Source organism: Goodfellowiella coeruleoviolacea (assembly GCF_024171785.1).
Lineage (GTDB): Bacteria > Actinomycetota > Actinomycetes > Mycobacteriales > Pseudonocardiaceae > Goodfellowiella > Goodfellowiella coeruleoviolacea.
In genome coordinates this window covers 77,346-102,852 of sequence record NZ_JAMTCK010000007.1, presented here as the reverse complement: position 1 = coordinate 102,852, position 25,507 = coordinate 77,346, and the positions used below count along the sequence as shown (strand labels likewise).

The following is a 25,507-nucleotide window of genomic DNA, read 5'->3' as shown; positions in this document are numbered from 1 at the left end:
GGGGGACGAGCACATGACACGGTCCATCACCGGCGACGACCTGGTCGACATCGCCAGGGGCGCGGCGATCCTGGGCACCGGGGGCGGTGGCGACCCGCACATCGGCCGGCTGCTCGCCTCGGCCGCGCTGCGCGAGCACGGCCCGGTGCGGCTGACCCCGCTGGCCGAACTGCCCGACGACGCCCAGGTGCTCACCGTGGCCATGGTGGGCGCGCCCACCGTGATGGTGGAGAAGCTGCCGTCGATCGAGCAGGTCGGGCTGTCCGTGGCCACCCTGGCCGAGTACCGGGGCCGGCCGGTCACCCACATCGCGTGCGCCGAGGCCGGTGGGGTGAACTCGCTGATCCCGGTGGTGGCCGCCGCCCAGCTGGGCCTGCCCCTGGTGGACGCCGACGGCATGGGCCGGGCGTTCCCGGAGATCCAGATGGTGCTGCCCACCCTCTACGACATCAGGGCGACGCCCATGTCGGTGGCCGACGAGAAGGGCAACCGCCTGGTGGTGGACGCCGTGGACAACCACTGGGCCGAGCGGCTGGTGCGCACCGCCACGGTCGAGATGGGCTGCTCGACCATGACCAGCGCGTTCGCCATGACCGGTGCGCAGGCCAGGCAGGCGCTGGTGCCGGACACCCTGAGCCTGTGCGCCGAGCTGGGCCGGCTGGTCGGCCAGGCCCGCGAGCGCCACCAGGACCCGGTGGCCGCGGCCGTGGCCCGGCTGGGTGGCCGCCGGCTGTTCACCGGCAAGGTGGTGGACGTGCTGCGCCGCACCAGCAAGGGCTTCGCCCGAGGCGAGGCCACCCTGGAGGGGCTGGGCGGGGACAGCGGCGCGCGCCTGCTGATCCGGTTCCAGAACGAGCACCTGGTGGCCGAGCGCGTGGCCGGGGACGGCGAGCGGGCCGAGGTGCTGGCCTCCGTGCCCGACCTGATCTGCACGCTGGACAGCGAGTCCGGCGAGGCGGTCACCACCGAGTCGCTGCGGTTCGGCCACCGGGTCACGGTGATCGCCGCGCCCGCGGACCCGCGTTGGCACAGCGCGGGCGGATTGGCCCTGGCCGGGCCGCGCTACTTCGGCTACGACATCGATCCCGTTCGCTGCCCCGCCCCGGAGGTGTCGGCGTGAGTTGGACCCTGACCGAGGAACACCTGGCCGACCTGGCCCGGGGCGCGGCCCTGCTGGGCACCGGCGGCGGCGGTGACCCGCACGTGGGGCAGCTGCTGGTCCGGCAGGCCATCCGCGAGCACGGCCCGGTGCTGGTGCTGGACCCGACCGAGGTCGCGGACGACGCCCTGGTCATCCCGACCGCGCAGATGGGCGCGCCGACCGTGGTGTTCGAGAAGCTGCCCGCCGGCACCGAGCCGGTGGCCGCGCTGCGCGCCCTGGAGTACCACCTGGACCGGACCGCGGACGCGACCATGCCCATCGAGTGCGGCGGCATCAACTCGATGATCCCGCTGCTGGTCGGGGCGTTGACCGGGCTGCCCGTGGTGGACGCGGACGGCATGGGCCGGGCCTTTCCGGAACTGCAGATGGAGACCTTCTCGGTGTACGGGGTGCCGGGCTCGCCCATGGCCATCGCCGGGGAGGGCGGTGAGACCGTGGTGATCGACACCCGCGCGGACAACGCCCGGATGGAGTGGCTGGCGCGCGGCGTGACCGTGCGGCTGGGCGGGGTCGCGCACATCGCCGAGTACGCGATGAGCGGCGCGGACGTGCGGCGCACCGCCATCCCGCGCACGCTGAGCCTGGCGCTGTCGGTTGGCCGGGCCATCCGCGAGGCCAGGCAGGCCAACACCGACCCGGTGGCGCGGCTGGCCGAGGTGCTGGCCGACACGCTCTACGGCCACCTGCGGGTGCTGTTCCGCGGCAAGGTGGTGGACGTGGAGCGGCGCACCGAGGCCGGGTTCGCCCGGGGCCGGGCGCGCGTCGCCGCGATGGGCGGCGCCACCGGGCAGCTGGAGCTGGTGTTCCAGAACGAGCACCTGGTGGCGCTGGTGGACGGCGAGGTGCGGTGCGTGGTGCCGGACCTGGTGTGCGTGCTCGACGCGGAGCAGGCCGAGCCGATCACCACCGAGTCGCTGCGCTACGGCCAGCGGGTGACCGTGGTGGGCATCTCCACCCCGGAGCTGATGCGCAGCCCGCAGGCGCTGGCCACGTTCGGCCCGGCCGCCTTCGGCCTGCCCTACGCGTTCCGCCCGGTGGAGGAACTGGTTCCGGCCTGACCACCGCTCGCCCGCACCCCGCCCTGCCGCACCTCGCCCTGCCGCGCCTCGCCCTGCCGCGCCCGGGCCGGTGCGCGTGCGGCGCGGGTGGCACGCTGAGGCGCATGCGCATCCGCACCGACCAGGTCCCCGCACTGGAACGCGGGGTGGCCCTGCTCGGCTCGGGCGGCGGCGGGGACACCCGGACCGGGTCGGTGCTGCTGCGCGGCCTGCTCGCCGCCACCGACGGGGTGCCCGTGCCGGCCGTGGCCGACCTGCCGGCCGACGCGCTGGTGGTGCCGCTCGGGGTGGTCGGCGCGACCGCGGTGTTCACCGAGAAGCTGCCCGGCGGCGGCGAGTTCGAGCTGGGTGTCGAGGCGATCGGGCGGTGGACCGGGCAGCGCGCCGCCCCGGCCGCGCTGATGTCCATCGAGGTCGGCGGGCTCAACGGGATCAGCGCCCTGGTGGCCGGCGCCACCCTGGGCCTGCCCGTGGTCGACGCCGACCTCTGCGGTCGCGGCCTGCCCCGGCTGGACCAGTTCAGCCTGGTGGCGGCCGGCCGCCGGGTGTGCCCGTGCGCGCTGGTCGAGCCGGGCGGGCGGGTGGTGCTGGTGGATGGCGCCAGCCCGGCCGAGGTGGAGCGGACCGCCCGCGGCTACCTGGCCACCACCGGCGGCTGGGCGGTGCTGGTGCTGGCGCCGGTCCCGGCCGGTCAGCTGGCTGACTGCGCGGTGGTGGGTTCGGTGGGCGCGGCCGTCCGGCTGGGCGCCGCCGTGCTGGCCCTGCCCGAGTCGGCCGGCGCCGCGGCCGTGGCCGCCGCGATCGGCGGCCGGGTGCTCGGCCAGGGCCCGGTGGTGGAGGTGTGCCATGCGAGCGCGTCCGGTCCGGGCAGCGCGTCCGTCGTGGACCGCGGCGGCGGCGCGGTGGTGCGCCTGGTGATGGGCACCGAGTACCTGCTGGCCCTGGTCGACGGCGCGCTGGTCGGGACGACACCGGACGTGCTCGCCCTGCTCGACGCCCGCACGCTGACGCCGATCCCGTGCGACCGGGTGCGCCCGGGTGACGAGGCGCTGGTGGTGCAGGTGCCCGCGCCGGCGTTCTGGACCCGCCCCGACCGGCTGCCGCTGGTGTCCCCTCGGGGTTTCGGCCTGCCCCAGCCACCCGTGCTGCTGTCCGACGCCGGCCCACCAGCACCGGACACGACAGCACCGGGCACGACAGCACCGGACGCGCCGGTGCGGGAGGGGTGAGCACGGCCGTGGTGGACGCCGATGCCGGGGTGCCGCTGCCCGCGCTGCTGGCGCTGCCCGAGTGGGCCGGGCGGGTGCGGGTGCTGGCCGGGCGGCTGGCGCCGGCGGCCCTGGTGACCGGGCTGCGCCCGCACGCCGGCCTGGACCTGCCCGACCAGGTGGCCGGTGGGGAACTGCTCGCCCTGGTCGGTCCGGTGTCGCTGGCCGACTGGCGGCTGGACGCGCTGCTGCGCCGGGTGGCCGACACCGGTGGCCGCGGCCTGCTGCTGGCCGCTGCCCCAGCGGGCGGGCTGGGCCGGACCACCGGCCTGCTCGCCGACCGGCTGGGTGTGGTGGTGCTGGGCGCGGACGCGCCCGTGCTGGACCTGGTGGTGGCCGCCCGGGTGTTCCTGGCCGCACCCGCGGTCGACCACGCCGGCGCGGTGCTGGCCGTGCACCGGGCGCTGGGCGGGCGGCTGCTGGCGCCACCGGCCGTGCTGGCCGCGCTGGACCGGGTGCTGGGCGCGCCCAGCGCGCTGCTGGACCGGCACGGCACGCTGATCGCCGGCGGCGCGGTGGAGCTGACCGGGCTGCGGGTGGCCGAGCCGGTGCCGCAGCGGATCGCCGCGCCGGACCGGCTGCTGCTGGCGCACCCGGTGCTGCTGCCCGAGGAGCGGCCGGTGCCCGCCGAGCAGTCCTCGGGTCAGCCGACCCAGCCGAGCCCGCAGGCGTGGCTGGTGGTGGCCCTGGCCGGGGCGGCGACCAGTCGGGCCGACACCGCGGCCGACGCCCTGGTGGTGGCGGCCGGCGCGGTGCGGCACTGGCTGCTGACCCGGCGGCTGGACCTGGAGCGGGACGCCAGGGCCAGGGCCGCGCTGCTGGGGGACGTGCTGCGGTTGACCGGTGAGCCCTCGGCCGAGCTGCGCCGCCGGGCCGCGGACGCGGGTTGGCGGCTGGCCGGCTGGCACGTGGGCATCCGGATCGGGGTGAGCCCCGGGGTGGACGTGGTGGGCCTGCGCGAGGACGTGCGCACGGCGCTGCGCGCGGCCGGACTGGCCGCGGTGGTCGCCGAGGACGGCGCCGGGTGGACCGCGTGGGTCACGGTCACCGACGAGCCCGGGCCCACCGAGGTGCGGGAACTGGCTGAACAGGCCAGAGCTGCGCACCGGGGACTGGCCCGGACCCTGGACGTGCACACCGGCATCGGCCGGCCGAGACAGGGGCCGGAGGGGATCGCGCGGACCGTGGCCGAGGCGGCGGACGCCGCGCGGCTGGCGGCGGGCCGGCCGGAGACCGGACGGTTCCTGCACGTGGACCGGCTGGGCATGGCCCAGCTCCTGCTGGCCTGGACTCGGACCGACACGTTCGAGCCGGCCGCAAGGGCCCTGCTGGCGCCACTGCGGGACCAACCCGGTGACCTGGTCCGCACCCTGGCGGTCTACCTGGACGCGGAGTCCTCGATCACCGAGACGGCCGCGGTGCTCGGCGTCCACCGCAACACCGCTGCCGCCCGCATCGCCCGCGTCGAGCGGCTGCTCGACGTGAGCCTGGCCGATCGCGACGAACGGCTGGCCCTGCAACTGGCCTGCCGCACGATTCTGTTGGCCGACCGCCGGGAGACCCGGGACCGACCGGCCCGGTGAGTCGCCCGGGCCCGCTGGCTGGTCAGGCGACCCCGTCGCGCCGCTGCCGCTGCAGCCGGGCCACGCACCAGGCCGCCGCGCTGCCGCGCCGCAGGTGCTGGAGAACCGTCATCGGTCCGAGCCGGCGCCCCAGGTCGGCCGGGGTCAGCCCGGCGGCCCGGTAGTCCAGCGCGCGCTGGTCGAGCGGGCTGATCCCCGCGTCCCACCACTGCTCGGCCTCGGTCACGTCACCGACCAGCTGCCACCAGCTCGCGGCGGCGGCGAGCAGCTCGTCGGGCACGCCCGGGGCGCGCTTGCGCATCGCCTCCACGTACCTGGGATCCGCGGTCTCGATCGCCACCAGCGAGCGCGAACCGCCCCGGCCCCGCTGCACGGGGATGCCGGGCTGGACCGAGGGCGCCTCCGCGAGCCACTGGTCCTTGATCTGGTTCGCCTCACGCAGTTCCGCGTCATCCGACCTCTCCGACGTCCACTGCCGCAGCAGGGCGTCGACCCCGGAATCCTCGACCATTCATGCCTCCTCGTCGGCCGAAGATCAGCCAATGCAGCGCACCGTATTCGCAGGGACCGACAACCGCTAGACCCTTACCGGAAAGATGGGCCGTTATCAGGGTGTGACCCCCGGTAATCCACCCGAAAGGTCCAATCTCTGGCCAGCAGAACGGGGTATCCATCACGTTGCGTGATCGTCCGTTCCGGTCGGTGTTCCGCCGGACACGGCGAGCACGGCCGACCCACCGCCCGGCAACCAGGACACCACCACCCGGCCGGAGCAGCCGCCGGCCGGCTCAGCCGAACAGCTGCCGCACGAAGGTCAGCACGGCCTCGGCGCCCTGCCGCAGCCAGAGCAGGACCTGCTGGACCGCGCCGGCCGCCTGCTCCGGATCGCGGATCAGCACGAAGAGCAGCAACGCGACCACGGCGATGGTCACGATCTTCTTGAGGCTCACCACCCGACTCCTCTCCCCCACCCCGCGCCGCGCACCGCGGCCGGTGCGCCCGGTGCCCCCTCGCCCGGCGCCCGCGCCATGCTGTCGCATCACCCGTTCGATGAACAGCAAACACGCCGTACTACTCACGATTCGTGATCGTGCACATCACCCGAACGCACTCTTCTACCGCCGTCGGACGGACGAACCTCGACCAGAGTCCTTGCCGAGAGCGGCGAAGTTCACTCACCATCACCTGGACAGCGGCTGGACCGTCACCCACACACGCCCCGTGCCTGGTCAGCTCGGTGTTGGCGGCGGTGACGGCTCGGAGTCAGCAGCAACGCGAGAACGGCAGGTAACGACCACAGAACGCAATCGAGTCCGGTCCGTTACATCGGATGTCCGGTCACCTGGACCGCCCGAACCGGGGCGCGGACCAGGCACCAGCGACACCGGCTGTCGCGCGCTGGCCGCCGGCTTTCACCCTTCGTCGCACCGGTTCACCACACCCGCGCTGGCCAGGGCGTTCATCTCCGCCTCGGTCAGCCCGAGTTCGGCGAGCACCTCCCGGGTGTGCTCGCCGGGGCGGGCCGGCCGCCGCGGGTGTTCGGCCGGCGTGCGGTCGAAGCGGGGCGCCGGCGCCGGCTGGAGCTTGCCGTCGACCGCCACGAACGTCTGCCGCGCGCGGTTGTGCGGGTGGCCGGTGGCCTCCCCCGGATCCAGCACCGGGGCCAGGCAGGCGTCCCGCTCGGCGGCCAGCCGCGCCCACTCGTCGCGCGGCCGGGTGCGCACCGCCGCGGCGATGCGCTGCCGCAGCTCCGGCCAGTTCGCCGGGTCGTGCCGGCTGGGCAGGTCCTCGTGGCGCAGGCCGAGCACGTCGATCAGCTCCGCGTAGAACTTCTCCTCGATCGCGCCGACGCTGACGTAGCGCCCGTCGGCGGCCTGGTAGGTGTCGTAGAACGGCGCGCCGCCGTCCAGCAGGTTCTCCCCCCGGGGGCGCGACCAGCCGCCAGCCGAGCGCATGCCGTGCAGGAACGTGGTCAGCAGGGCGGCACCGTCCACCATGGCCGCGTCCACCACCTGGCCGCGACCGGAGCGGTCCCGCTCGTAGAGCGCCGCGAGCAGCCCCATGGCCAGCAGCAGCCCGCCGCCGCCGAAGTCGCCGACCAGGTTCAGCGGCGGCGTCGGCGGTGCCCCGGCCCGGCCGATCGGCTCCAGCGCGCCGGCCAGGGCGATGTAGTTGATGTCGTGACCGGCCCGGTCGGCCAGCGGCCCGTCCTGCCCCCAGCCGGTCATCCGGCCGTAGATCAGCGTGGGGTTGCGGGCCAGGCACTGGGCCGGGCCGATGCCCAGCCGCTCGGTCACCCCCGGCCGGAACCCCTCCACCAGCACGTCGGCGCGCTCGACCAGGCGCAGCACCAGTTCCGCGCCCTCGGGCCGCTTGATGTCCACCCCGATCGAGCGGCGGTTGCGGGCCAGGAAGTCGGTGGGGTCGGCCAGCGGGTCCCCGGGCTGCGACACCCGGTCCACCCTGGTCACCTGCGCGCCGAGATCGGCGAGCACCATGCAGCCGAACGGTGCGGGCGCCAGCCCGGCCAGTTCCACCACGCGCAGTCCGGCAAGCGGCCCATGCCCCACGACGTTCCACTCCCTCGCCCGGCCCCGACATCTCTGGCGAACCGCCCGCACGCTGCCGGCCCGCCCACCACCGCCCCCGCTCACAGCGACCGGGCGATGATCTCCTTCATGATCTCGTTGGTGCCACCGTAGATGCGCTGCACCCGGGCGTCGGTCCAGGCCCGGGCGATCGGGTACTCCGTCATGTACCCGTAGCCGCCGAACAGCTGCACGCACTCGTCGACCACCCGGCAGAGCCGGTCGCTGGCCCACCACTTGGCCATGGCCGCGCCGGTGGCGTCCAGCTCGCCGCGCAGGTGCCGCAGCACGCAGTCGTCCACGAAGGAGCGGGCCACCGCCGCTTCCGTGGCGCACTCGGCCAGGGTGAACCGGGTGTTCTGGAAGGCCATCAGCTCGCGCCCGAACGCGGTGCGCTGCTTGACGTGCTCGACGGTCAGCGCGAGCGCGTGCTCCATGGCCGCGACCGAGGACACCGCGATGATCAGCCGCTCCTGCGGCAGCTGGTCCATCAGCTGGGCGAAGCCCTGCCCCGGCCGGCCGCCGAGCAGGTGCGCCGAGGGCACCCGGACCTCGTCGAAGAACAGCTCGGCGGTGTCCTGGCCCTTGAGCCCGACCTTGTCCAGCACCCGGCCCCGGCTGAACCCCTCGGCCTCCCGGGTCTCCACCACCAGCAGCGACAGCTCGGGCGCGTCCGGCGCACCCCCGGTGCGGGCGACCACGATCACCAGGTCGGCCTGGCTGCCGTTGGAGATGAACGTCTTCGCGCCGGTGAGACGGTAGTCCGCGCCGTCGCGGACCGCGCGCGTGCTGATGCCCCGCAGGTCCGAGCCGGCGCCCGGCTCGGTCATGGCGATCGCGCCGACCAGCTCGCCGCTGGCCAGGCCGGGCAGCCAGCGCCGCTTCTGCTCCTCGGTGCCGTGCGCGTTGACGTAGTGCGCGACGATGCCGCTGTGCACGCTGGTGCCGAACGCGCTGTCGCCGATCCTGGCCTGTTCCTCGATCAGCACGGCCTCGTGCGCGAACGTGCCGCCCCCGCCGCCGTACTCCTCGGGGATGCTCAGGCAGAGCAGCCCGGCCGCGCCGGCCCTGGTCCACAGGTCGCGGTCGACGTGCCCCTGCTCGCCCCACCGCCACAGGTTCGGGGCCACCTCCCTGGCCAGGAACGAGCGGGCCAGCTCACGCAACAGGTCCAGGTCCTCGGTCAGCCAGGGCGACCGCCGGGTGCTGTGGTCGGACATGCGGCCATCCTCCTCCGGTGCGCGGGCCGGCGGGCGGTCTCCGGCGATCCCGCCCGGTGGCCGCCGGGCCAGCCCGGGTGGCCGGGGTGGCCGGGTGAGCGAAACGGTCACCCAGGACGATCTCCGCAGTCATGGGGGCCGACCGAGCGGGCGGCCTACCGTGGAAGCAGCAACCGACCCCGGGCGGCCAGTTCCGCCGGGAGAACCCCAAGTCGGGAGAACTTGAAGTGAGTGAGGCGTTGATCTTCGACGCGGTCCGCACGCCCCGGGGCCGGGGCAAACGCGGATCACTGCACAGCGTCAAGCCGGTCGACCTGGCCGCCGGCCTGCTCGACGCGCTGGCCGACCGCAACGACCTGGACACCTCGGCCGTGGACGACGTGGTGCTCGGCGTGGTCTCGCCCATCGGCGAGCAGGGCGCGGACATCGCCAGGACCGCGGTGCTGGTGTCCGGCTGGGACCAGCGCACGGCCGGCGTGCAGCTCAACCGGTTCTGCGCCTCCGGGCTCGAAGCGGTGAACCTGGCCGCGGCCAAGGTGGCCTCGGGTTTCGAGGACCTGGTGGTGGCCGGCGGCGTCGAGTCGATGTCCCGGGTGCCGATGGGCTCGGACGGCGGCGCGTGGATGCTCGACCCGGCCACCGCCCTGCACACCCACTTCGTCCCGCAGGGGGTGAGCGCCGACCTGATCGCCACGCTGGACGGCTACACCCGCGAGGACGTGGACGCCTTCGCCGCCCGCTCCCACCAGCGGGCCACCCTGGCCAGGGACAAGGGCCACTTCGACCGGTCGCTGGTGCCGGTGGTGGACCGCAACGGCACCGTGGTGCTCGACCACGACGAGGCGATCCGCCCGGAGAGCACCGTGCAGACCCTGGGCGCGCTCAAGCCGAGCTTCGCGTTCACCGGCGAACTGGGCTTCGACGCCGTGGCCATCGACCGCTACCCCGTGGTGGAGCGGATCAACCACGTGCACACCGCCGGCAACTCCTCGCAGATCGTGGACGGCGCGGCGGCCATGCTGATCGGCACCGAGCGGATCGGCCGCGACCTCGGGCTCACCCCCAGGGCCCGGGTGGTGGCCACCGCCGCGGTCGGCACCGAGCCCACCATCATGCTCACCGGGCCGGCCCCGTCCGCGCGCAAGGCGCTGGACCGGGCCGGGCTCACCGTGGAGGACATCGACCTGTTCGAGGTCAACGAGGCGTTCGCCGCGGTGGTGCTGCGCTTCCAGCGGGAGCTGGGCGTGCCGGACGAGAAGGTCAACGTCAACGGCGGGGCCATCGCGTTGGGCCACCCGCTGGGCGCCACCGGCTGCATGATCCTCGGCACGCTGCTGGACGAGCTGGAGCGGCGGGACCTGCGGCGCGGCCTGGCCACCCTGTGCGTGGGTGGCGGCATGGGCGTGGCCACGATCATCGAGCGGGTGTGAGGACGGACATGAGCAGCAGCACCACCGAGAACGCCGTCGAGGGCATCCGCTACGCGTTGGACGGCGCTGACGGCATCGTCACCCTCACCCTGGACATGCCCGGCTCGGCCAACGTGATGAACGCGGCGTACGGCGCGGCCATGGGCGCGGCCGTGGACCGGTTGGAGCGCGAGCGCGACAGCGTCCGCGGCGTGATCATCACCTCGGCGAAGAAGACGTTCTTCGCCGGCGGCGACCTGACCGTGCTGATCGGGGTCACCGAGGACAACGTCGAGGAGTTCCTGGCCGGGCTGGACGCGATCAAGGCGCAGTTCCGGCGGCTGGAGCAGCTGGGCGTGCCCGTGGTGGCCGCGCTCAACGGCTCCGCGCTGGGCGGCGGCTGGGAGCTGGCCCTGGCCTGCCACCGACGGATCTGCCTGGACGCCGACCACGTCCGGATCGGCCTGCCCGAGGTGACCCTCGGCCTGCTGCCCGGTGCCGGCGGGGTGACCAGGATGGTGCGGCTGCTCGGGGTCGCCGCCGCGCTGCCCCTGCTGGCCGAGGGCCGGCAGCTGCGCCCGGCGCAGGCGCTCAGGGCGGGCCTGGTGCACGAGCTGGCCGCCGACCACGACGACCTGCTGGCCAGGGCCCGCGCGTGGCTGCTGGAGCACCCCGACGCGGCCGTGCAGCCGTGGGACCAGCCGGGCCACACCGTGCCGGGTTTCCGGATCGACGACCCCGACACCCGGCAGCTGCTCGTCGCCGCCCCGGCCGTGCTGCACAAGAAGACCCGCGGTGCCGTGCCCGCGCCGGAGAAGATCCTGAGCGCGGCCGTGGAGGGCGCCCTGGTCGACTTCGACACCGCGCTCGCCATCGAGCGGCGCTACTTCCGGGAGCTGGTCACCAGCCAGGTCGCCAAGAACATGATCGGCACGTTCTGGTTCCAGCTCAACGAGGTGAAGTCCGGCCGGTCCCGGCCGGCCGGGGTGGAGCGCCGGCTGACCAGGAAACTGGGCGTGCTCGGCGCCGGCATGATGGGCGCCGGCATCGCGCAGGTGAGCGCGCAGGCCGGCATCGACGTGGTGCTCAAGGACGTGTCCGAGCAGGTCGCGGCCAAGGGCAAGGACGGCATCGCGGCCCGGCTGGACCGCCGCGTCGAACAGGGCAAGCTGGACGCGCGCCAGCGGGACGAGGTGCTGGCCCGGATCCACCCCACCGGTTCCGACGCCGACCTGGCCGGCTGCGACCTGGTGATCGAGGCGGTGTTCGAGGACCGCGACCTCAAGGGCCGGGTGCTGTCGGCCGCCGAGGCCACCGCGCTGCCCGACGCGGTGATCGCCTCCAACACCTCCACCCTGCCGATCACCGGCCTGGCCGCGGCCGTGCCGGCGCCGGACCGGTTCGTGGGCCTGCACTTCTTCTCGCCGGCGCACCGCATGCCGCTGGTGGAGATCATCCGCGGCGAGCGGACCTCGGACGCGACCCTGGCCAGGGCGTTCGACTACGTCACCCAGATCGGCAAGACGCCCATCGTGGTCAACGACGCCAGGGGCTTCTACACCTCGCGCACGTTCGCCACCTACATCACCGAGGGCATCGCCATGGTGGCCGAGGGCGTGCACCCGGCGCTGGTGGAGAACGTGGCCCGCAAGGCGGGCATGGCGGTCGGACCGCTGGCGGTGTGCGACGAGGTCACGCTGACCCTGCCGCTGAAGATCCGCCAGCAGACCCTGGCCGACCTGGCCGACGCACCGGACTCGGCCGGCTCGACCGGGCCGCGCGGCCTGACCGACCACCCCGCGTTCGACGTGCTGGAGCTGATGGTCACGGAACTGGGCCGCCCCGGCCGGTCCGGCGGTGCCGGGTTCTACGACTACCCGGCGGACGGCCCCAAGCGGCTGTGGCCGGGCCTGGTCGAGCGGTTCACCAGGCCCGAGGCCGGGGTCAGCGAGCAGGACGTGCGCGACCGGCTGCTGTACGCGCAGGCGCTGGAGACGCTGCGCTGCCTGGACGAGGGGGTGCTGACCTCGGTCAGCGACGCCAACGTCGGCAGCATCCTCGGCCTGGGCTACGCGCCGTGGACCGGCGGCACCGTGCAGTTCGTGAACTCCGTGGGGCTGGCCGAGTTCGTCGACCGCGCCGACTACCTGGCCGACACCTACGGCGAACGCTTCCGCCCGCCCGCCTCGCTGCGCGAGCGCGCGGCCCGGGGTGAGCGCTTCTAGACCGCTGTTGTGCGGGTGCGGCGCCGACGGACCCGTCTCCTGTCGGCGCCGCACCTGGGCCCGCCCCGAGTGGCCGGCGCCCTACCACCGCTGGCCCGACAGCGCGGCACGGCTGGCTGGCTGGGGCAGGTCAAACAACGGTTCTGCCCGAGAATCACGGAGAAAGCCCGCGTCACCGCGACACGCCGACCTTCGATGGACCAGCACCTACCGAAATTCCGGACAGGCTGGTTCATTCCACTCGTCACTCGTCACTCGTCACTCGTCACTCGTCGCCACGGCGGCGCGTGCCCCGCATCACCGTGACGAACGTAGGAGCTTCGAGTCAGCGCAGGTCCCGCGCGGCACGGCCAGCCTCGGTTGGCAAAACCCAGCACTGGTTTGTCAGGCACCGGTTCGTCGCCGCACCGGTTGATCAAGTGGCGGCTTGTCAAGGCACCGCCCGGAGTTGTGCACAACCGGCCACCGCGAAAGGTGCCCGGAATCGGGGTTGTCCACAGCTCTCGCCGCGGTGCTGTTCCCACCCCGGGCACGCGGCTAGGCTGGCGCTGGGGCAGCCCCCCGGGAAGGGTGGGGGATGGCCGGAAACTGGTTGCTGTCAACGGGTTCGTGGTCTTCCGCGCGTCGGCTCGGCCAGCTTCGCGGCCGTCCCGGTCGGCCGCCGGATGTGCCAGCGATCCCGCCGTCCGCGAGGGATGGGGTGGCGAATGGCGTTGGGGCTTCGCGGGATCGTGTTGCCGGATCGCGTGGAACGCACCCTGTGGGTCGAGGGGGACCGGCTGCGGCTCGACGCGCGGGCCGACGGCGAGATCGTGGCTGACGGGGTGTGGTTGCTGCCCGGTCTGGTCGATGTGCACACCCACCCCGGTTTCGAGACACCAGGCGATCCGTTCGACCTGGCGTTGTTCCGCCGGCAGCTGCTCCAGCACCGGGACGCGGGCGTGCTCCTGGTGCGCACTCCCGGCTCGGCCGAGCGCGACTCCACCCGGGTGCACGACGACGTCGACCTGCCCCGGCTGGTGCCTGGCGGCCGGTGGTTGGCGACGCCGGGCAGGTTCTTCCCCGGTTTCGGCCGGGACGTCACCGAAGCGGAACTGGCGACCGCGGCGGTTGCGGAGGCACGTGCGTCCGCCGGCTGGTGCAAGATCATCGGGGACTGGCTGCCGGGTGTGCCTGCCGTGCCGCTGGACGCACTGACCGATGCCGTGGCCGCGGTGCACGCCATCGGCGGCCGGGTCGCCGTGCACACCCAGACCACCGAAGGCGGCCGGAACGCCGTGCTCGCCGGCGCGGACAGCATCGAACACGGGCTGCACCTCGACCACGCGCTGCTGCCGCGGATGGCGGCGCAGGGCACCGCGCTGGTGCCGACGTTCAGCGCGTTCGCCCAGAACCTCGACAAGATCACGCCAGCGACGCCGGAGCGTTACGCGGAGTGGCTGCGCAGCGGCTGGGACGGGCTGTTCGCGACCGCCCGCGCCGCCCACGAGGCCGGTGTCACGGTCCTGGCGGGCACCGACAGCAAGCCGTGCGGCCGGGTGGTCGGCGAGATCGAGTGGCTGCTGCGCGCCGGGCTGCCCGTCGAGGCCGCGGTGGGCGCGGCGTCCTGGACCGCCCGGTCCTGGCTCGGCCTGCCCGGTCTGGTCGACGGAGCGCCCGCGGACGTCGTCGCCTACGACGCCGACCCGTTGGCGGACCCGACCGTCCTGCGCGACCCGGTACGGATCATCCTGCGCGGACAGGTCATCCGATGAGCGGGGTGGACACCGGTCACCCGGGTCGCTGTGTGCTGGGGTGTCCGCCGGCCCGGTAGGCGCCGGGGCTGTTGCCGGTCCAGCGGCGGAACGCCCGGTGGAAGGCGCTGGCCTCGGAGAAACCCAGGCGCAGGGCCAACTGCTCGACCGACTCGCGGCCGCTGACCAGGCTGGCCACGGCCTCGTCGCGGAGCAGCTGTTCGCGCACCGCCCGGAACGACATGCCGTCGTGCAGCAGCCGGCGGCGCAGGGTGGGCGCACTCATCCCCAGCCGGGCGGCCACCTCCTCGGCCGAGGGCAGCCGGCGCTGGTCGCCGTCCGACCCGCTGTCCCGCACCGGCCGGGCCGCGGGGCCGCGGGCCAGGCCGGCGGCCAGGATGCGCCGCACCTGGCTGGCCAGGTCGACGCCGTAGTCGCGGCGGGACAGCAGGTCCGCCGGGGAGCGACGCAGGTACCGGCGCAGGGTGAGTTCGTCCTGCACCACCGGCATGGCCAGGAACCTGGCGTCGATGCCCAGCGCGGTGCCGGGCTGGCGGAAGCGCAGCGGGCAGCCGAACATCAGGTGGTACTCGGCGCCGTGCGCCGGCTCGGGGTAGCCGAGGTCGACATACCGCAACGGGATCCGCCGGCCGATCAGCCAGCTGGCAAACCTGTGCCACAACAGCAGTAACGACTCGGTGAGGAAATGATCCGGATCGTCGAATCCGGAGGTGTCCAATTCGAACCGGACGCTTCCCCGACCCGACTCGCGCAGGCACGCCCGGGGCGCGCCGTCGAACAGATCGTAGAAGGCCCAGCCCCGCCGCAGTGCCGCGGCCAGATCGGGGCAGTGCACCACGAGCAGACACATCATCGGGAACGTGCCGCGTTTGCTGCGCCGGGCGCCGAAGCCCATGAACTCGTCGTCGAGCAGGTCCCACAACGCCTGGATCAGCGCGGTGTACTGGTCCACGGTGACCCTGGCGCGGTCGTCGCGCAGCAGCGCGGCGGCGATGCCCGCGTCGGCCAGCACCGCCGAGGTGTCCCGGCCGGTCCGCCGTGCGCCCCGCAACGCGGCACGCACGTAGTGGATCGCAATTGTTCGGGTGCACATGTTCCCGCCCTGACCGCCCGTCACCGAAGCCGACGCCCACCGCGCGAGCGCGCGGCGAACGAAATCAGTCTCGCAAGCGGAAAAAGCGAACGTGGCGGGCCCACCGATTTCGCCGGCGGTTAAGGTCCGACATCGTGTCCACACGTACTTCGCGGGACACCGCCATCGGTCAGGCGGTCGTCGGTGCCCTCATGGTGGGGTGCGCCGCGCTCGGGCCGTTTCCTCAACCAGTGCCACTGCTGTTTCTCATTGCCGCGGTCGGGGTCGCCAACGCCTCGTTCGCACTGATGCGGACCTTCGGGATGGCACTGCTCGGAGGTGTGGCGGCGGCCAGCATCGCATTAGCCGGCATCCCCTTTGTCACCTGCTCGTCAGACCGGTTCACCGACGTTTTCACCTGTGCGCCGCAGGCACCCACCTGGCACCTGACCGGCGCGGTGATCGTGGCCAGCCTGTCCGGTGCCAGCCTGGTGTTGGCCCGCGTGGCAGCCAAAGCCGCTGCCGACGACCACCTGGGTCGCATAGAGCGTCGCCTGGTCGCGGTGCAGCGGGAACTCGCCGTGGTGCGCGGCCGGACAGGAGCGGACGACGGCGACGACTGATCCCGGGGCCGCGCTCCGCTGGACGCGCCCGGTCAGCCCGCCGCACGGGTCACCGCCGGGTCGTCACCGCTCCCGCCCGCCGACCGGGTGCCGGCCGCGGGGTGGGACCGGTCGAGCGCGTAGGGCGCCGCGGCCGCCTGGGCGGCCACCATGAACGCGCCCCGGTTCTCCGGCCAGAACTCGCTGTCCACACAGGAGTACCGGGGGAAGAACCCGCCGCACTCGCCCCAGGCCGAGCCGATCTCGAAGGTCGCGCTGGCCACGCCGAGCACGCCGTAGGTGAAGTCGTCGGTGGTGCCGGGTGTCTCGTAGCCGACCGTCTCCGCGTTCGTGCCCACGGTGTAGCCGTTGTGCGCGGCCATGCGCTCACCCAGCGCGCGCAGCTGCGCGTCGTTTGGCGCGGTCAGGTCGGTCCAGCCCCACGGCAGGATGATGTAGTCGCCGAAGCTGTGCAGGGTGAGCATGACACCGCGGGCGCCGGCCGGTGCTGGGTCGCTGTCGTCGGTGCCGCGCTGTCTGGGGTAGATCGAGGTGAACAGGTTCTCCAGGGCGACGGTCTCGGGTTCGGAGCGGGGTTCGGGCCCCTGGTAGGACTCGGCGCACGGCTCACCGCCCGCACCGCCCCACTTGTAGCTGGAGTTGCGGTTCAGGTCGATGCCGACGTTGCTGGCCGGGCAGGTGCCGTTGTCCGAGTCCAGGTTCTTGCGCTGCATCCTGGGGTGGTTGCCGCCGGAGACCACCACGTCCACCCCGTCGGGGTTGGCGATCGGCACCACCCAGACCTCGGTGCTGTCCAGCAGGTCGGTGACCTCGGTGTCCGTCCCGTAGCCGCCGACCAGGTGGTCGATCCACCGCCAGGCCAGCTCGCCGGTGCTGATCTCCCTGGCGTGCACCTGCGCCACCAGCGTGAACCTGGGCTTGGCCGCGTCCGGGGTGCGCGCGCAGTCGCCCTGTTCCTTCCTGGTCAGGCACACGGCCTTGATGTCGTGCCCGCCCCAGCCCCTGGTGCGCAGCCACGAGTCGCCGATGTCGTGCACGGTCGCCAGGTCGGGGTGTTCGCGGGCGACGTCGTCCAGGTGCTGCTCGTGCGCGGCCACCGTGTGGTAGCCGCCGTAGTAGGTGCCGGCGGCGGCGGACCGCCGGGGGGTGGCCGGTTCCCGGTAGAGATCGCCGAACCCGGTCGGTCGGTAGCCCAGCGCGCGCAGCCGGCCGGCCACCCCGAGATCACCGATCACCAGGGCGTTGTCGTCGGTGGACCGCGCCACGTCGAAGCCGGCTCGCTCCAGGTCCCTGACCTGGCCGGGCGCGGTGATCGGGACGTGCCACACCACCGGGCCGGCGGCACCGAGCAGGGCGGGGCCGGTCAGGCCGCGGTGGGCCGCGCCCGGGCTGGCGGCGGCGCCGAGGCGGGCGGACGGGGTGGTCGGGGCGGCCTCCGCCGGGTCGGCCGGGCCTGTTGTCGTGGCGGTGGCCACGCCCACCAGGCTGCTCGGCAACAGCAGGGCGGTCACCACCAGGAAGATCCTGAGCAGGGTACGGGGCCTCATCGCCATCACCATCGCCATCACCACTCCCCCGACGTCGACGGTCGGAGATCCAGTGTGCCGAGGTCATCAGGCCGCTGGCACCACCCAAAGGGCTGGCGTCCGGCCACACAATCGGCTGGTCCGAGCCGGTGACGCGGCCGGGGCGGCGCCGTGGCCTCGGGGTGCCGGCGCGCGGGCCGTGGACCACCGCCGGCCGGGTGGGGCCTGTTGTCGGCCCGTGGTTGGGGGATTGCCTAGACTGGCCGGTCGCCGTCGCGACAACGTCCAGCCACGACACCACCCGTGCGCGAGGATGTCCACTGACGACGGTGTCCCGTTCGGCGAGGTCGAGGAGTGGTTGCCCGTGGCTGACCCGACGCAGTCCGGCCACCGGCCCACGCTGGAGGACGTGGCGGCCAGGGCCGGTGTCTCCAGGGCCACGGCGTCCCGGGTGCTCAACGGCTCGCCCAGGGTCAGCGAGGAGGCCAGGGACGCGGTCGAGGCCGCCGTCCGCGAGCTGCGCTACCAGCCCAACCAGGCGGCCCGCACGCTGGTCACCCGGCGCACCGACGCGGTCGCGGTGGTGGTGTCCGAGCCCGAGCCGCGGATCTTCGACGACCCGCACTTCGCCCGGGTGATCAGGACGGCGGCGCGGGCGCTGGCCGAGATCGACGCCCAGATGGTGCTGCTGCTGGTCAGCTCGCCCGAGGACCAGGTGCGGGCGCGGCGGTTCCTGTCCGGCGGGCACGTCGACGGCGCGTTGGCGTTCGCCCCGCACAAGGACGACGCGCTGCCCTCGGTGGTGCGGCGGCTGCCGCTGCCGGTGGTGTTCGCCGGCCGGCCGTGGGGCCAGCTGCGCGGGCTGCACCTGGTCGACAACGACAACCACGGTGGTGGCCTGGCCGCCACCAGGCACCTGCTCGGGCTGGGCCGCCGCCGGGTGGCCAGCATCACCGGACCGGCCGACCAGTTGGCCGCGATCGACCGGCTGGCTGGTTGGCGGGAGGCGGTCGACGCGGACGCGGCCAGCACCGCGCTGCTGACCGAGAACGGCGAGTTCACCCGGGAGGGCGGGGAGCGGGCCATGCGGGCGCTGCTGGCCCGGGTGCCCGACCTGGACGGGGTGTTCGTGGCCAACGACCTGATGGCGGTGGGCGCGCTGGCCGCGCTGCGCCGGGCCGGCCGCCGGGTGCCCGAGGACGTGGCCGTGGTCGGCTTCGACGACCACCCGCTGATCGCGCCGACCACCGATCCGCCGCTGACCACGGTGCGCCAGGACGCGGCCGAGCAGGTGCGGCGCATGGTCGACCACCTGATGCGGCTGGTGCGGGGTGACCAGGTGCGGCCGCGTCGGGAGGTGCTGCCGGTGACGCTGGTGCGGCGGGCCTCGGCCTGACCCGAGGGCCTGACCCGGGGGGCCCTGGCCGGCTGGCCGGGGCCGGGCACTGGGCACTGGACGCCGGGGCAGTGGGCGCCGGGCACTGGACGCCGGGCACTGGGCGCCGGGCTCGGGGCGCCGGCGCCGACCGGATCGGGCCCGGCGGTGCGCCGGTTGGCCCGGCCCTCGCTCGGGCCAACCGGCGCACCTGGTAGATGCGGTCCCGCGCCGACCATGACGTTTGCGGCAGGAAAGGTCACCTGGTCAGGCGTCAGCCGTTCGGCGCGGCTCGACCCGGCCCCGGTGCCGGCCGGCGGGCGCGCGGCCGGCGGGTGCGGTCAGGCCGTGGCCATCGCCGCGACCACCGAGGACCGGGCGGCCCGGCGCGCCGGCAGGGCCGAGGACAGCACGGCCGCGACCACCGCGCCGAGCAGCAGCACGCCGGTCTGGCCGTAGGGCACGGTGAACAGCATCTGGGTCTGGGCGCTGCTGAGGCTCTCGGTCATCACCCAGCCGCAGCCGATGCCCAGCACCAGCCCCAGCACCGAGCCCATCAGCGCCATCAGGACCGCCTCGACCACCAGCATCAGCCGCAGCTGTCCCCTGGTCAGGCCGAGTGCCCGCAGCAGCGCCGACTCCCTGGTGCGCTCCAGCACCGACAGGGTGAGCGTGTTGGTGATGCCGAACAGCGCGATCACCACGGCCAGGCCCACCAGTGCCCAGACGAAGGCCAGGAGCTGGTCGAGCTGGCCGCCCAGCTCCGCCTTGGTCTCGGCGGCGCTGTCGATCCGGGCGATCGGGGTGGCCGCGGTGACCCGCTCCACCGCGGCCCGGCCCGCCTGCGGGCTCACCCCGTCGGCGAGCTTGACCATGATCGAGTCGTAGCCGGTCTGCTCGGGGTGCAGTCCGGTGAACGTGTCCATGCCCACCAGGGCGTCGCCCAGGCCGCTGGCGTCCCGGTAGACGGCGACCACGCGCAGGTCCCGGCGCGGGCCGTCGCCCTGGGACTCGGTGGACACGGCCACCGCCGGGACGGTGCTGCCCACGGCCAGGCCGGTCCGCTTGGCCGCCTGCTCGGAGATGGCCAGCTCGTCCGGCCCGAGCGAGCCGAGCTGGCCCGTCGCGGTCTCCGGGCGCACCAGGGTGCCGATCACGCCGTCGCCGACGCCCATCAGCCACAGGTGCCCGGCCGCGTTCTCGGCCGCACCGTCGACCCGGATGTCGCCCGTCCTGGTCGGCGCGGCCGTGGCCACCTCGTCCAGTGCGGCCAGCTGGTCGGCGAGCGCGGTGGGCAGGGCGCGGTCGTAGAGGCTGGAGGTGATCGTGTAGTCGGCGGGCAGCTGCTGGTCGATCTCGGCGTCCACGGTGGCCTTGGCGCTGGTCGCGACCACGTTCACCATGCTGACCACGGTGACGCCGATCATCAGGGCCGCCATGGTCGCCGCGGTCCGCCTGGGGTTGCGGCCGGCGTTGGCTGCGGCCAGCTTCGCCGGGACGCCCAGCAGCAGCGCGGGCAGGGCGCCGAGCACCCGGTTGACCGGGCCGACCAGCAGCGGGCCCAGGGTGACCGCGGCGCAGAGCACCAGCATGGTGCCGGCCCCGGTGACGGTGATGCTCGTCTCGTTGTTGATCCGGCCGCCGAGCACCAGCGCGCCGGCCCCGGCCAGGGCGAGCAGCAGCGCGGCGGCCACCCGCCAGCCGCTGGTCCTGGCGACCTCGCCGCTGCTGTCGGGCTGGCCACGCATGGCCGCGACCGGTGGCACCCGGGTGGCCCGGCGGGCCGGCAGCACCGCGGCCAGCACGGTGACCAGCACGCCGACGCCGAGCGCGGTCAGCACCGTGGTCAGCGACACCGGGGTGCGGACCGCCGGCACGGCCGCCCCGCCGAAGGCCCCCAGCGACAGCTGGAGCAGCGCGGACACGCCCACCCCGCCGCCGAGACCGAACAGCGCGGCGACGAGCCCCATGGCCACGGCCTCGGCGAGCACGGCGCGGAACACCTGGCCGCGGTCGGCGCCCACGCAGCGCAGCAGCGCCAGTTCCCTGGTGCGCTGGGCCACCAGGATGGTGAACGTGTTGTAGATGACCAGGGCCGCGACCACGAGGGCGACCAGGGCGAAGCCGGTGAGGATGTAGGTGATCTGGCCGGCCTGCGAGCCGAAGGTGTCCAGCAGCTGCTGGGTGTACGCCGCGCCGGTGGTCACCGCGACGCCGGGCTGGGTGGCCACGGCGGACAGGGCGCGCACCAGCTGCTCCTGGCTCACCCCGGCGGCGGCCACCGCCACCACCTCGGTGAACCCGGGCTGGTCGGCGAAGGCCGCCAGGGCCTCGGGCAGCAGCAGCACCTGGTCGCTGGTGTAGAGGGAGCTGCGGGTCAACGCCTGCTGGTAGGTGCCGACCAGGGTGAAGGTGCGCGGCTGGTCGTCGGTGCCCAGCAGGGTGACCTGCTGGCCCACGGTCAGGCCGCGGGTGGCCGCGGTCCGGTCCTGCATGGCGATCTCGGTGGGGCCGGTCGGCAGGTGGCCCTGCACGGGGTCGGCGGTGCGCAGCCGCTGGTCGGTCTCCAGGGCCACGGCGACCGCGGGCACCGCCTTGCCGGCGCCGTCCAGCAGCGGCACCTCCCGGTAGGCGCGCCCGTCCGCGGCGGCCACCTCGGGCGCCCGCCGCACCGCGGCCAGCGTCTCCGGGCTGACCAGGGTGGACTGGCCCGGCTCCGCCGCGTCGACGGTGATCCGCGCGTCCACGTTGCGCGCGTGCCTGGCCAGCCCGTCGCGGGCGTTGGCGTCCAGGGCGGCGCCGAGCACCTGCGTGCCGGTCACGAACGCGACCCCGAGCGCGATCGCCAGTGAGGACAGCACGAGCCGGGCCGCGCGAGCGCGCAGTCCGGCCAGGATCGTCGCCAGCATCACGCCCCCAGGTGGGCCAGCGCGGCCAGCACCGAGTCGGCCGTGGGCTGGGTGATCTCGCCGGCCAGCGCGCCGTCGGCGATCAGCACCACGCGGTCGGCGTAGGAGGCGGCGACCGGGTCGTGCGTCACCATGATCACCGTCTGGTTGAGCCGGCGCACCGACATGCGCAGGAAGTCCAGCACCTCGGCGCCGGAGCGGGAGTCGAGGTTGCCGGTGGGCTCGTCGGCGAACACCACGTCCGGCCGGGCCACCAGGGCCCTGGCGCAGGCCACCCGCTGCTGCTGGCCACCGGACAGCTCGGTGGGCCGGTGGTCCAGCCGCTCGCGCAGGCCGAGCGTGTCCACAATGGTGTCCAGCCAGGCCTGGTCGGCCTTGCGGCCGGCCAACTCCAGGCCGAGCAGGATGTTCTGCCGGGCGGTGAGCGTGGGCAGCAGGTTGAACGCCTGGAACACGAACCCGATCCGGTCGCGGCGCAGCCGGGTCAGCTCCCGGTCGCCGAGGTGGGTGATGTCGGTGTCTCCGATGTGGACGGACCCACCGTCCACTGTGTCCAGTCCGGCCAGGCAGTGCATCAGGGTGGACTTGCCGGAGCCGGACGGCCCCATGATCGCGGTGAACTCGCCGGCGGCGAAGCTCACGCTCACCCCGGCCAGGGCCCGGACCGCGGTGTCCCCCTTGCCATAGACCTTGACCAGGTCGCGGGCGGCCACGGCGGTTCGGGTACCCAGTTGGGACACCACTGCGGACATGTGCGCACTCCACTCGGTTTCACGCGGTTTTGCTGACCGGCCGAAGCTAGCCAGCCGGAGCACGCGCGGACATCCACTCGCGGGACAGTTCCGGGGCAGTCCGGTGGGCCGATCAGCCCCGGCGGCGGGTCCACCCACGGGAGGACGTGGTCTCCTCCCCCGGGTGGACACCCGCACCGCGCCGCGGGTCCGGGCCGGCTATCCGGTGTGCTCGTTGCGGCCGAAGAAGTAGGTCCTGCCCAGTTCGCGGACGGGCTGGCCGGCGGGCAGCGGTTCACCCACGGTCGACGGGAACACCGCGGCCGGCCAGTGCACGGCGGGCTGGCCGTTCGGGGTGGTGCGCAGGGCCTCACGCAGCGCGGTCACCTGGATCGGCTGGCCCGGGACGTAGGTCTCCACCTGGAACGTCTCGTCGAGGAAGGCGGTCGAGTCCAGGTTCGGCAGCCAGCCGTCCACCGCCGCGCGCACCTCGGCGGGATCGGTGAGCAGCCAGGCCTCGCCCCGCTCGGTGCCGCTGTGGTCGACCACCTGGGTCAGGTGCACCAGGTAGAAGCCGCAGGTGTGCCGGTGGGCGGCGGTCGGCCGGGGCGGTGGCGGGGTGGGCTCGTCCAGCGCCGCCAGCCGGTGGCGGGCGGGATCGTCGAACGGGTCGAGCCGCAGCGCCTCCCGGTAGGCGGTGCTGGCGCCGGCGTGCTCGCCCAGCCACTCCAGTGCCTGGCCGAGCACGAACCACACCAGGTTGTTGGTCGGGTCGAGGTCGAGCGCGTGCCTGGCCGCGGCCACCGCCCGGCGCGCCAGGGACCGGCCGCTGCGTTCGTCGGGTTCGAGTTCGGCGAACGGGGCCGGGTCGTCGTCCTCCCACCACTCCTCGCCCAGTTCGTTCACCTTGGCCCGCAGGGTGGCCGCGGACAGCACGGCCAGACCGACCGCGGCGGTGGTGTTGTCCGGGTCGGCCGCGCGCACCCGGGCGTAGTGCCGACGGATCTCGGCGGCGTCGTCGGCGATGTCCTCGCGTTCGCAGGTCTCCGCGTCCCTGGCGTAGCCGGCGAGCAGCGCGCCGGCCGCGCGCAGGGTCGCCGCGACGGCACTGGTTCCCTTTTCCATGCCGACGGATGGTAGGCGCGGCCACCGACGGTCCGATTGGTCCGTATTCCACAGAGACGCGGCCTGGAATTGCTTGCTTATCCTGAACAAATCACGTCGACGATCTGATCCGTTGCGCAGAAATGAACTGCCTCCGTTCAGCGGTTACCCGGCGTGTAGCCCGCCGGTAACGTGGACGACCCAAGGCCCAGCAAGCTCTTGTTCCACAGGCGAGAGGTTCTCAGCAAATGCCGACCTGGTTGCGCTGAGTGCGACGAGAAGAAGTGCCACCACACCCTCCTCGTCATCAAGGTGTCGCCGTGCTGCTCCGTCAACTCTTCGGTGACGCCGGCCCGCCACCGCGGCCGGCCGGCATCCAGCGAACCGGAATCTTTGCGACTGGCTTTGCCGAGCCCTGGACCCGTAATTCGCACCACCTCAGTGGCTGATTAAGGAGACAGATAGATGCTTACCGCGATCGCTGCCGTTGGTACCGCGATGGCGTTGGTCACCTCGCCTGCTCCGGTGGAACAGTCAGACGTGCCGCCCCCCGGGAAAATCGTCATCGACGTGCTGACCGTCAACGGTTCGGGCTGCCGCGCGGGCAGCGCGGCCGTGGCGCCGGCCCCGGACAACACGGCCTTCACCGTGACCTACAGCGAGTACACGGCCGTGGCCGGCGGCAACTCCGATCCGACCGACTTCCGGAAGAACTGCCAGATCTCCATGTTGGTGCACATCCCGCAGGGCTTCACCTACGCCGTCAGCAAGGCCGACTACCGCGGCTTCGCCCACCTGGCGAGTGGGGCGACCGGCCTGCAGAAGGCCAGCTACTACGTCCAGGGCGTGTCCGAGACGTCGTCGGTCAGCCACCCGCTCACCGGCCCCTACAGCGACAACTGGCAGACCACCGACGAGAAGGACGAGGCCAAACTGGTCTACGCGCCCTGTGGCGAGGACACCGTTTTCAACGTGAACACGGAACTGCGCGTCAACGCCGGTCTCGCGCACCCGGACCAGACCAGCTTCGTGACCATGGACTCCACCGACGGAAGCGTCCGGTCCACCTATCACTTCGAATGGAAGCAGTGCGCCAGCTAGTATCCGGAAAAGCTGGGGATTAGCCACCGAGAGTCGCGGGACGCGATTGTCCCGGCTTACCCGGTACGGCAGGCGTCGGCTCGTTTCCGGACGATTTTCAGGGATTTCAGTTCGAGCCGTTATCGTCTCCGAAAGGGCACCATGTTTACCACTCTCGCCGCAGCGGCGCTCACCCTGTCAACAGCGCTTTCCCCCCTGACCGCCGTGGGCAACGGGTCCTACTTCACCGACCCGCCCGACGACAAAATCGTCATCAGCATCGTGACGGTCAACGGCTCGGGCTGCCCGACCGGCACCGCGTCCGTGGCCATGTCGCCGGACAACACGGCCTTCACCGTGACCTACAGCGACTACCTGGCCAGATCCGGCGGGAACTCGCTGCCAACGGATTTCAGGAAGAACTGCCAGATAGCCCTGGTGGTGCACGTTCCCGGTGGGTTCAGCTTCGCCATCTACAAGACCGACTACCGGGGATTCGCGCACCTGGAACAGGGCGCCACCGCCTCCCACGAAGCGAGCTACTACTTCCAGGGAATGTCGGAGACACCGCACGTGAAGAGCACCTTCAACGGCGTGTACGACGACAACTGGCAGACCACCAACGAGGTGGAGACCCCGCAGCTGGTCTACTCGCCGTGCGGTGAGGAGCGCATCTTCAACATCAACACCGAACTGCGCGCCAACGCCGGCACCCTGCACCCGGAGAAGACCAGCTTCGTCGCCATGGACTCCACCGACGGCGACCTCAACACCACCTACCACGTGAAGTGGAAGGACTGCACGCGTCCGTAGTGGACGA

At 73.5% G+C, this 25,507-nt stretch carries 20 protein-coding genes; 11 read left to right on the top strand and 9 right to left on the bottom strand.

The genetic code is table 11. The annotated features are described in order from the left end of the window. Positions 1 to 13 precede the first annotated feature (13 nt). The 4 genes from LX83_RS16435 to LX83_RS16420 all read left to right on the top strand — a co-directional run bounded on the left by LX83_RS16435 (position 14) and on the right by LX83_RS16420 (position 5,071). The gene (locus LX83_RS16435) at positions 14 to 1,120 is read left to right on the top strand and encodes a DUF917 domain-containing protein (RefSeq protein WP_253772223.1); all 1,107 of its coding nucleotides are present in this window, start codon (positions 14 to 16) and stop codon (positions 1,118 to 1,120) included. Further along, positions 1,117 to 2,220: a DUF917 domain-containing protein gene (locus tag LX83_RS16430; protein ID WP_253772221.1), complete on the top strand. Its 1,104-nt coding sequence runs from the start codon at positions 1,117 to 1,119 to the stop codon at positions 2,218 to 2,220. The genes LX83_RS16435 and LX83_RS16430 overlap by 4 nt, the downstream gene beginning before the upstream one ends. A 104-nt stretch (positions 2,221 to 2,324) precedes the next feature. After that, positions 2,325 to 3,449 carry a DUF917 domain-containing protein gene (locus LX83_RS16425; protein ID WP_253772219.1) on the top strand — a complete coding sequence of 375 codons (1,125 nt, stop codon included), beginning with the start codon at positions 2,325 to 2,327 and terminating at the stop codon, positions 3,447 to 3,449. Then, positions 3,446 to 5,071 (top strand): PucR family transcriptional regulator, encoded by a 1,626-nt coding sequence (locus LX83_RS16420; protein WP_253772218.1) that lies wholly within the window; start codon positions 3,446 to 3,448, stop codon positions 5,069 to 5,071. Before LX83_RS16425 ends, LX83_RS16420 begins: the two co-directional genes overlap by 4 nt. 22 nt (positions 5,072 to 5,093) lie before the next feature. On the opposite strand, the gene LX83_RS16415 is transcribed toward LX83_RS16420, so the two are convergent. The 4 genes from LX83_RS16415 to LX83_RS16400 all read right to left on the bottom strand — a co-directional run bounded on the left by LX83_RS16415 (position 5,094) and on the right by LX83_RS16400 (position 8,879). Further along, positions 5,094 to 5,582, bottom strand: a complete 489-nt coding sequence (locus tag LX83_RS16415; RefSeq protein ID WP_253772216.1) for a helix-turn-helix transcriptional regulator — start codon at positions 5,580 to 5,582, stop codon at positions 5,094 to 5,096. Between the two features lie 277 nt (positions 5,583 to 5,859). Continuing rightward, positions 5,860 to 6,021, bottom strand: coding sequence for a hypothetical protein (locus LX83_RS16410; RefSeq protein ID WP_253772214.1), 162 nt, complete (start codon positions 6,019 to 6,021; stop codon positions 5,860 to 5,862). A gap of 462 nt (positions 6,022 to 6,483) precedes the next feature. Beyond that, the gene (locus LX83_RS16405; RefSeq protein ID WP_253772212.1) at positions 6,484 to 7,641 is read right to left on the bottom strand and encodes a CaiB/BaiF CoA transferase family protein; all 1,158 of its coding nucleotides are present in this window, start codon (positions 7,639 to 7,641) and stop codon (positions 6,484 to 6,486) included. A gap of 80 nt (positions 7,642 to 7,721) precedes the next feature. Beyond that, the gene (locus LX83_RS16400) at positions 7,722 to 8,879 is read right to left on the bottom strand and encodes an acyl-CoA dehydrogenase family protein (RefSeq protein WP_253772211.1); all 1,158 of its coding nucleotides are present in this window, start codon (positions 8,877 to 8,879) and stop codon (positions 7,722 to 7,724) included. Between the two features lie 227 nt (positions 8,880 to 9,106). Between LX83_RS16400 and LX83_RS16395 the strand changes: the two genes are divergently transcribed. The 3 genes from LX83_RS16395 to LX83_RS16385 all read left to right on the top strand — a co-directional run bounded on the left by LX83_RS16395 (position 9,107) and on the right by LX83_RS16385 (position 14,267). Beyond that, complete coding sequence (locus LX83_RS16395) at positions 9,107 to 10,309, top strand: acetyl-CoA C-acetyltransferase (protein ID WP_253772210.1); 1,203 nt, start codon at positions 9,107 to 9,109, stop codon at positions 10,307 to 10,309. An 8-nt stretch (positions 10,310 to 10,317) separates the two neighbouring features. Continuing rightward, complete coding sequence (locus LX83_RS16390; RefSeq protein WP_253772209.1) at positions 10,318 to 12,513, top strand: 3-hydroxyacyl-CoA dehydrogenase NAD-binding domain-containing protein; 2,196 nt, start codon at positions 10,318 to 10,320, stop codon at positions 12,511 to 12,513. Positions 12,514 to 13,259: 746 nt separating this feature from the next. After that, positions 13,260 to 14,267, top strand: coding sequence for an amidohydrolase family protein (locus LX83_RS16385; protein ID WP_253772208.1), 1,008 nt, complete (start codon positions 13,260 to 13,262; stop codon positions 14,265 to 14,267). A gap of 16 nt (positions 14,268 to 14,283) precedes the next feature. Here LX83_RS16385 and LX83_RS16380 read toward each other — a convergent pair whose 3' ends face one another. Further along, positions 14,284 to 15,330 (bottom strand): AraC family transcriptional regulator, encoded by a 1,047-nt coding sequence (locus tag LX83_RS16380; protein WP_253772207.1) that lies wholly within the window; start codon positions 15,328 to 15,330, stop codon positions 14,284 to 14,286. A 221-nt stretch (positions 15,331 to 15,551) separates the two neighbouring features. Between LX83_RS16380 and LX83_RS16375 the strand changes: the two genes are divergently transcribed. Then, on the top strand, positions 15,552 to 15,962 hold the full coding sequence (locus LX83_RS16375; RefSeq protein WP_253772205.1) for a hypothetical protein: 411 nt from the start codon (positions 15,552 to 15,554) through the stop codon (positions 15,960 to 15,962). Between the two features lie 32 nt (positions 15,963 to 15,994). On the opposite strand, the gene LX83_RS16370 is transcribed toward LX83_RS16375, so the two are convergent. After that, positions 15,995 to 17,509, bottom strand: coding sequence for a M14 family zinc carboxypeptidase (locus LX83_RS16370; RefSeq protein ID WP_253772203.1), 1,515 nt, complete (start codon positions 17,507 to 17,509; stop codon positions 15,995 to 15,997). A gap of 292 nt (positions 17,510 to 17,801) precedes the next feature. Here LX83_RS16370 and LX83_RS16365 point away from each other — a divergent pair, with 292 nt between their 5' ends. Further along, on the top strand, positions 17,802 to 18,884 hold the full coding sequence (locus tag LX83_RS16365; RefSeq protein WP_253772202.1) for a LacI family DNA-binding transcriptional regulator: 1,083 nt from the start codon (positions 17,802 to 17,804) through the stop codon (positions 18,882 to 18,884). 320 nt (positions 18,885 to 19,204) lie between these two features. Here the strand turns inward: LX83_RS16365 and LX83_RS16360 are convergent, their stop codons facing one another. The 3 genes from LX83_RS16360 to LX83_RS16350 all read right to left on the bottom strand — a co-directional run bounded on the left by LX83_RS16360 (position 19,205) and on the right by LX83_RS16350 (position 23,628). Beyond that, the gene (locus tag LX83_RS16360) at positions 19,205 to 21,772 is read right to left on the bottom strand and encodes an ABC transporter permease (protein ID WP_253772200.1); all 2,568 of its coding nucleotides are present in this window, start codon (positions 21,770 to 21,772) and stop codon (positions 19,205 to 19,207) included. Further along, on the bottom strand, positions 21,772 to 22,524 hold the full coding sequence (locus tag LX83_RS16355; RefSeq protein ID WP_253772198.1) for an ABC transporter ATP-binding protein: 753 nt from the start codon (positions 22,522 to 22,524) through the stop codon (positions 21,772 to 21,774). Before LX83_RS16355 ends, LX83_RS16360 begins: the two co-directional genes overlap by 1 nt. A 198-nt stretch (positions 22,525 to 22,722) precedes the next feature. After that, positions 22,723 to 23,628: a tetratricopeptide repeat protein gene (locus tag LX83_RS16350; RefSeq protein ID WP_253772196.1), complete on the bottom strand. Its 906-nt coding sequence runs from the start codon at positions 23,626 to 23,628 to the stop codon at positions 22,723 to 22,725. 444 nt (positions 23,629 to 24,072) lie between these two features. Between LX83_RS16350 and LX83_RS16345 the strand changes: the two genes are divergently transcribed. After that, complete coding sequence (locus LX83_RS16345; RefSeq protein WP_253772194.1) at positions 24,073 to 24,708, top strand: DUF4360 domain-containing protein; 636 nt, start codon at positions 24,073 to 24,075, stop codon at positions 24,706 to 24,708. A 141-nt stretch (positions 24,709 to 24,849) separates the two neighbouring features. Continuing rightward, positions 24,850 to 25,500, top strand: a complete 651-nt coding sequence (locus LX83_RS16340; RefSeq protein ID WP_253772193.1) for a DUF4360 domain-containing protein — start codon at positions 24,850 to 24,852, stop codon at positions 25,498 to 25,500. The last annotated feature ends 7 nt before the right edge of the window (positions 25,501 to 25,507 follow it).

Coding starts and splice junctions, on each gene's coding strand:
- LX83_RS16350 (WP_253772196.1), bottom strand. CDS start 23,628: ATGGAAAAGGGAACCAGTGCCGTCGCGGCGACCCTGCGCGCGGCCGGC.
- LX83_RS16435 (WP_253772223.1), top strand. CDS start 14: ATGACACGGTCCATCACCGGCGACGACCTGGTCGACATCGCCAGGGGC.
- LX83_RS16415 (WP_253772216.1), bottom strand. CDS start 5,582: ATGGTCGAGGATTCCGGGGTCGACGCCCTGCTGCGGCAGTGGACGTCG.
- LX83_RS16390 (WP_253772209.1), top strand. CDS start 10,318: ATGAGCAGCAGCACCACCGAGAACGCCGTCGAGGGCATCCGCTACGCG.
- LX83_RS16375 (WP_253772205.1), top strand. CDS start 15,552: ATGGTGGGGTGCGCCGCGCTCGGGCCGTTTCCTCAACCAGTGCCACTG.
- LX83_RS16425 (WP_253772219.1), top strand. CDS start 2,325: ATGCGCATCCGCACCGACCAGGTCCCCGCACTGGAACGCGGGGTGGCC.
- LX83_RS16355 (WP_253772198.1), bottom strand. CDS start 22,524: ATGTCCGCAGTGGTGTCCCAACTGGGTACCCGAACCGCCGTGGCCGCC.
- LX83_RS16400 (WP_253772211.1), bottom strand. CDS start 8,879: ATGTCCGACCACAGCACCCGGCGGTCGCCCTGGCTGACCGAGGACCTG.
- LX83_RS16365 (WP_253772202.1), top strand. CDS start 17,802: ATGTCCACTGACGACGGTGTCCCGTTCGGCGAGGTCGAGGAGTGGTTG.
- LX83_RS16360 (WP_253772200.1), bottom strand. CDS start 21,772: ATGCTGGCGACGATCCTGGCCGGACTGCGCGCTCGCGCGGCCCGGCTC.
- LX83_RS16340 (WP_253772193.1), top strand. CDS start 24,850: ATGTTTACCACTCTCGCCGCAGCGGCGCTCACCCTGTCAACAGCGCTT.
- LX83_RS16345 (WP_253772194.1), top strand. CDS start 24,073: ATGCTTACCGCGATCGCTGCCGTTGGTACCGCGATGGCGTTGGTCACC.
- LX83_RS16370 (WP_253772203.1), bottom strand. CDS start 17,509: ATGAGGCCCCGTACCCTGCTCAGGATCTTCCTGGTGGTGACCGCCCTG.